Source organism: Pediococcus sp. EKM201D (assembly GCF_011800215.1).
Taxonomy (GTDB): Bacteria; Bacillota; Bacilli; order Lactobacillales; family Lactobacillaceae; genus Pediococcus; species Pediococcus pentosaceus.
The window spans coordinates 125,970-132,034 of record NZ_JAALFK010000006.1; the positions used below are offsets into that span (position 1 = coordinate 125,970).

The 6,065-nt window shown below is 38.2% G+C and carries 6 protein-coding genes; 1 reads left to right on the forward strand and 5 read right to left on the reverse strand.

Annotated elements, in window-relative coordinates:
- Positions 1-10: 10 nt before the first annotated feature.
- The 4 genes from nrdG to HFC68_RS08765 all read right to left on the reverse strand — a co-directional run bounded on the left by nrdG (position 11) and on the right by HFC68_RS08765 (position 5,080).
- Positions 11-598, reverse strand: a complete 588-nt coding sequence (nrdG, locus tag HFC68_RS08750; RefSeq protein WP_002834033.1) for an anaerobic ribonucleoside-triphosphate reductase activating protein — start codon at positions 596-598, stop codon at positions 11-13.
- The gene (nrdD, locus tag HFC68_RS08755; RefSeq protein ID WP_167399820.1) at positions 591-2,762 is read right to left on the reverse strand and encodes an anaerobic ribonucleoside-triphosphate reductase; all 2,172 of its coding nucleotides are present in this window, start codon (positions 2,760-2,762) and stop codon (positions 591-593) included. The genes nrdG and nrdD overlap by 8 nt, the downstream gene beginning before the upstream one ends.
- A gap of 19 nt (positions 2,763-2,781) precedes the next feature.
- Positions 2,782-4,068: an NRAMP family divalent metal transporter gene (locus tag HFC68_RS08760; protein WP_011673086.1), complete on the reverse strand. Its 1,287-nt coding sequence runs from the start codon at positions 4,066-4,068 to the stop codon at positions 2,782-2,784.
- A 328-nt stretch (positions 4,069-4,396) separates the two neighbouring features.
- Positions 4,397-5,080, reverse strand: coding sequence for a YjjG family noncanonical pyrimidine nucleotidase (locus HFC68_RS08765; RefSeq protein WP_167399821.1), 684 nt, complete (start codon positions 5,078-5,080; stop codon positions 4,397-4,399).
- Between the two features lie 145 nt (positions 5,081-5,225).
- Here HFC68_RS08765 and HFC68_RS08770 point away from each other — a divergent pair, with 145 nt between their 5' ends.
- Positions 5,226-5,762, forward strand: coding sequence for a hypothetical protein (locus HFC68_RS08770; protein ID WP_167399822.1), 537 nt, complete (start codon positions 5,226-5,228; stop codon positions 5,760-5,762).
- A 75-nt stretch (positions 5,763-5,837) separates the two neighbouring features.
- Here HFC68_RS08770 and HFC68_RS08775 read toward each other — a convergent pair.
- On the reverse strand, positions 5,838-6,065 hold a 228-nt coding region (locus HFC68_RS08775; protein WP_167399823.1), incomplete at its 5' end, for a PTS lactose/cellobiose transporter subunit IIA.

The window sequence follows — 6,065 nt, forward strand, 5'->3', positions numbered from 1 at the left end:
TCATCCCCATTTATCGAATTAGCTTATCCCAAATAATTACCCGATTTTCTTTTAACGATTTAGGGACGTCAATGATTCTTTGGTTGGCACTTCCCCGAAACTGTAAGCTCAAATCCTTTTCAGCTTCTAAAAAGCGTCCGTCCACCAAAATATCTAAATAACTTAATAGTTGTAATTTATCATATGATTCTTGCATCAGTTCGTCCCAAGTATAGCCAGTCCACGACCAAATATCTTTTTCGTTACCAAATTCAGCTCGGATTCGGCGCACCAATCGCAAACAAACTTGCGTGTTCAAAAACGGTTCTCCTCCTAGCAACGTTAAACCTTGTACGTAACTATTGGCGAGGTCCTTCATAATTTGATCTTCTAATTCATCTGAATAGGGCGTCCCATAATGAAAATTTTGCGCCGCTTTGTTATAACAACCTGGGCAATTAAATAAGCAGCCAGAAACATACAAGCTACACCGAATCCCTTCACCATCCACCATGTTAAAAGGTTTGTAGTCGGCAATGTATTGGAGACTACGATCAGCTGCCAACCAGGCTTGTGGTTCCGGATTTTTAGGTAAACGTACTGGTCGTGATTTATTCATTGGCTTCACCTTGACCCATATGTTTAACCCGTGATGCAATTTCTTGATGACGACCATGGACCATCGGACGAATCATTGGATTACCCAAATATCCACAGGTTCTTTTGACTACATCACAAGTCTTAGGATCGCGATTACCACACTGTGCACATTCGAAGCCCCGGGCAGTGGGTTTAAAATCGCCATCATAACCACATTTGTAGCAATGATCGATTGAAGCATTAGTCCCTAAATAACCGACATGGTCATAAGCCCAAGTCCAGACCGCTTCTAGCGCAGCCGGATTTTGTTTTAAATTGGGATACTCACAGTAATGAATAAATCCACCCGAAGCGTACTTAGGATATGCTTCCTCAAAACTTAATTTTTCAAATGGTGTAGGATTTTTACGCACATCATAGTGGAAACTGTTGGTGTAATATTCTTTGTCAGTAATGTCTTTTACCTTACCAAACTTTTCAATATCGTCTTCACAAAAACGATCCGTTAGTGATTCAGCTGGTGTGGAATAAACGCTAAAATGATAGCCATATTCGTTTTCCCATTGGAGGCAGTAATCATGCAAGTACTTAACAATTTTTACGGTAAAATCATGAGCTTCCGGATTTTGTTCCCAATTGGCGCCAAAGAAAGCCGTGCCGACTTCGTATAACCCAATGTATCCTAACGATATCGTTGCTCGATTCTTATTAAATAATTCATCGACCTCGTCTTCATCTTGGAGACGTTTGCCAAATGCACCATTTTTGTAAAGAATGGGTGCATTCTGCGGCTGTGCCTGACGACAACGTTTAATTCGGAATAATAGCGCACGCCGAGCGGTTTCAACGCGGTCTTCCATGATTTCCCAAAATACTTGGCGATCGCCTTTAGCTTCCAGCGCAATGCGCGGTAAATTAATGGTTACTACGCCTAAATTCATCCGACCATTATTAACTTCATTTCCGTTTGCATCTTTCCATGCTTGTAAGAAACTACGGCAGCCCATTGGAGCTTTAAAGTTCCCCGTCAATTCTACAATCTTGTCGTACATCAAGACATCGGGGTACATTCTCTTAGTGGCACATTCAACCGCAAGTTGCTTAATGTCATAGTTAGGATCACCAACATTGAGATTTAAACCACGTTTGATTGAAAAGACTAGTTTAGGAAAAATCGCGGTACGATGCTGCTTGCCCAAACCTTTAATCCGAACCTTGAGGATTGCTTTTTGGATTTCTCGTTCAAACCAGGAAGTTCCTAATCCGAATCCGACCGTGGTAAAAGGAGTTTGCCCATTAGATGAAAACAAAGTATTAACCTCGTATTCTAGAGCCTGCATTGCATCATAAATATCCTTAGCCGTTTTTGTTTTAGCAAATTCGTCTTGGCGACCTTCTTCAACCCATTCTTCAGCTTCTTTTAAATGTTTTTCATAGTTTAATTTAGCGTATGGAGCAAGCAATTCATCTGCTCGATCGGCCGAACAACCACCATATTGACTAGAAGCCACATTAGCAATAATCTGTGACATTTGAGCAGTCGCTGTTTGGATTGACTTAGGAGGTTCCACATCTGCATTTCCGATCTTAAAGCCCTCTTCCAGCATCCCCTTAAAATCAATTAGACAACAGTTGGTCATCGAAGTTAATGGAGAATAATCTAAATCATGGAAATGGATATCTCCTCTTAAATGAGCCTTAGCTACAATTTCAGGCATCATGGTTAATCCCACTGATTTACCCACCATTCCGGCAGTTAAATCTCTTCTAGTACTAAAAACATTGCTGTCTTTGTTGGCGTTTTCATGAACCACCATGTCATTTCCGTTAAAAAGCTGATTAAGTTTGTATTGTGGGTCAATGGCGGTCTTCCATTTTTTAATATCTTTTTCCCGATAAGCTTCGTACCGTTCTAATAGCTCAGCTTGATTGTTTAAACGCAAAATTTCTTGAAAAACTTGTCTAATATCGGCTGTGCTGATGTTATTGTTCCCATCATCAGCAATACGATTAAAAATTTGTTCTTTTAAGCTGGTCTGGAGCGCCGCATCAGAGGTTAATGTTTCTACTACTAAAGCAATTTTATAAGGGTAAAAGTTAACGACTTCCCCATCAACTTTTGTCACCTTCATTTTTTTCAAATTTTCAATTTTGGTACTTAATACAGTTTTGATACTATCCATCTAAAATTCAATCCCCTTTCTACCAAATCCCCATAATAGGTCCAACCATGTATAAACCGAACCCCATCACTACCATGCACAAAACCGTCACTAACCAACGATAAACTCCGTGCATGCGATATTTTTCTGGTAAAACTTTCGCTTCCAGAATTAACAAAAAACCTAAAACAATTGGTAAAAGTAAAGCGTTCATTACTTCCACTGAAACTGCTAAATTAACTAAATTGATGTTAGCTAATACCAAAATGGCCCCAATAATATGTGCCAAGCAGTAAATTATGTAAAACCCTATACTTCCCTTTTGAAGCGGTTCGTTTAAACTATGTTTCCAATTTAAAACCTCAGTAACGCCCCAAGTGCCGGCTAGGGCTACGACTAACGCAGCCACCAATGATCCACCTAATAAGCTCATTCCCGTAAATAATTTAGCCGGATAACTTCCGATAAATGCACTTAAACCACTGGCTAAGTCACTGACCGTTTCTAAGGCCACTTGCTGATGCTGAAGTCCCATCGTCGCCGCAAAAGCAATCACAAACGTTAACATAATTCCCTGCGTCACCAAGGTTCCCACAAAAGTATCATGTTTTTCTTTGTTAATACTTTCCACGCCCAAATTTTTGTCGACTACGGCTCCTTGTTGATAAAAAATCATCCACGGCATAATTACTGCTCCAACATTAGCAGCCACTAAATAAATATAGGATGAATTATGCCATGGAATGGTACCAATACCACGCACCATATCGCCCAGTTGCGGTTTAACCATTACTACCACGACTAAAAAAGCCAACTCTGCTAAACCAATCATGACACCTACTTTTTCAACCCGTCGATAGCTGCCGCTAAACGCAATGGCAATCAGTAAAACGGTCGCAATGGGAATTGTAATCCATTTGGAAATACCAAACATTTCGCCCACTCCGGCAATCCCTACAAATTCCGTCAATAATGCGCCAATAGCTGAAATAGCTAGGGTTCCAGCCGAAATCCAAGCCCACTTCTTACCAAAATACTCTCGGATTAACTCACCATGTCCTTTTTTAGTCACAATTCCGAGGCGGACCGTCATCTCTTGCGCAAAATATAAGACTGGAATCAATAAGATTTGGGGAAGAATCATTGTATATCCCCATTGAGCTCCCGACTGAGCTGCAGTGATCAAACACCCTGCATCGGTATCAGCTAACATCACAATTAAGCCGGGACCCCAAACATTAAAAAAATGTTTCACTTTGAAATATGAGGTTGATTGATAACCTCGATTTAAGATATGATTGATGTCGAATGTTCTAACTCTGCGCATTCATTATCGGTCCTTCTTTCTGTCGATAATTCAAATAACCATATCTAAAGATTACTCCGAAATTTTTTAAATTCAATTCTTGAAAACACAACATCTATGTGCTTATCCATGTGTATAATACAATATATAGTATAGGGTATCCATTAAAACGCCTTGTCTGCGCGTTTTGCTGGATACCCTATTTTTCTTAAAATTAATCAAAAAAGAGTGACATGAAATCTAAAAAAATGTTCTTCAAAGATTTAAAAATCTTGAAAAACATTTTAGTTAGTTGACCTTCACGGCGCTAAAAAATGCACCAAAAATTAGTTTATCCATGCATTTTAAATTACGCGTTTAAGATAATTTTTTTAATTTGTTTAAACGAATTGGCCACATAAGTAGGTTGGTAGGCTTGAACTACCGGTAATGCTTGAGGATTGTACCAAATACTGTTTAATTGTGCGCGTTTGGCACCCAAAACGTCGGCTTGAAGCCGATCGCCCACCATCACGGCGTTCGTCGTTAAATTTCCATATTTTTTAAACATCGGTTCAAAGAAACGTTTATCTGGCTTAGCAAACCCAATGTCTTCTGAGATGAAATAGTCTTCAAAATAATGCTCTAGTCCTGAACCTTTTAAGCGACGAAGCTGCGTTTCTTTGACGCCATTAGTTCCTACTAGTAAATGGATCCCCGCCGCTTTTAGATCGCTTAGAAGCTCATCTACGCCTTGTAGTTTGTAAAAATTAGTGTCTAAGCTACTACGATATTCTGCCTCCACCGTTGCTCCGTCAACTTTAATTCCTAATAAATTAAAAGCTTTGGAAAAGCGCGTATTCAATAGAGCATCTCTAGCCTGACCTTGTTCAATTGCTTCCCAAACTTGATGGTTAATTTTGGTGTATGTATCAAACCCCTGCTTCAAGTCAGAAACCCCATATTTAGTCATTATTTTGGTTAAGCCTTCTCGTTCTCCCCGCTTAAAATCCAGTAAAGTATCGTCCAAATCAAAAATTGCATATTTAATCATTATTTGCTCCATTCTAAAATACGATTTAAGCCCCAAATAGCAAACAAACGTTTGTGTATTAATACATTGTTTAATATAATTGTATAAGTAATATATTGTCTATTATTAATGCTTTATTATATAGAAAATGAAACGGAACAGGAAGATGCCAAAATCTAAAAAATTTAAACCCCTTAGAATTTTTTCTAAGTCAAACATCGCAATTGTAATTTTAGCGGCCCTTGGAATTCAGACCTATCCTAACTTAACCAACAACCAAATGGCTAAATCAGATTCCAGTGATTATACCACAGATGATGCGTCTGATAGTGCAACGGTAATTGAAAATCAAATTGCCAATAATATTAATTCGAGAATTCCTTTTCAGATCAATTTTACGGACAATAACATTATTATTAAAGTACCTAAAATCGATATCTTTAGCTTTACCAGAAATTACGTCCCCAATACGTTAGCAGTTCTAAAAAGTATCAAAAATACCAAGTTACCGACCTCTGCTAAAAATGTTAAGTTTTTAGTGGGCGATGATGCACAAATCTTCTCCGTCAGCGCCATCAAAAAAGCTAATTTCAGTGCCAAGAAAATTAAAGAATTTGGGACTAGTGGGACGGCGTCGGAGATTACCGCTAAAACTTACCAAAACTATTATCAACAATATATCGTGCCTAAAATCCTCAAATAAAAAAGTACCGTAGAAAATTTAAATTTTTCTGCGGTACTTTTATTTTAAAAACAATAATATATAAAAAATACTATATTATTTTTTATATAAATCAACGATTTCTCCAGCTAGATCTCTAAAAGTAATGGCATTCATGATATGGTCTTGTGAATGAACCGTTAGTAGTGAAACTTTAGCATGGTTTCCCTTAGCTTCTTCAGTTAACATCTCGGTTTGGACATTATGCGCTTCAGTCAAAAAACCATCAGATTCTTTTAATTTTTCATCTGCTTTTTCAAAGTCTCCTGCTTTAGCAGCGTTGAT

Excerpts from the sequence above, each read along its gene's own strand:
- nrdG (WP_002834033.1), bottom strand. The coding sequence starts at position 598 with ATGAATAAATCACGACCAGTACGTTTACCTAAAAATCCGGAACCACAA.
- nrdD (WP_167399820.1), bottom strand. The coding sequence starts at position 2,762 with ATGGATAGTATCAAAACTGTATTAAGTACCAAAATTGAAAATTTGAAA.
- HFC68_RS08760 (WP_011673086.1), bottom strand. The coding sequence starts at position 4,068 with ATGCGCAGAGTTAGAACATTCGACATCAATCATATCTTAAATCGAGGT.
- HFC68_RS08765 (WP_167399821.1), bottom strand. The coding sequence starts at position 5,080 with ATGATTAAATATGCAATTTTTGATTTGGACGATACTTTACTGGATTTT.
- HFC68_RS08770 (WP_167399822.1), top strand. The coding sequence starts at position 5,226 with ATGCCAAAATCTAAAAAATTTAAACCCCTTAGAATTTTTTCTAAGTCA.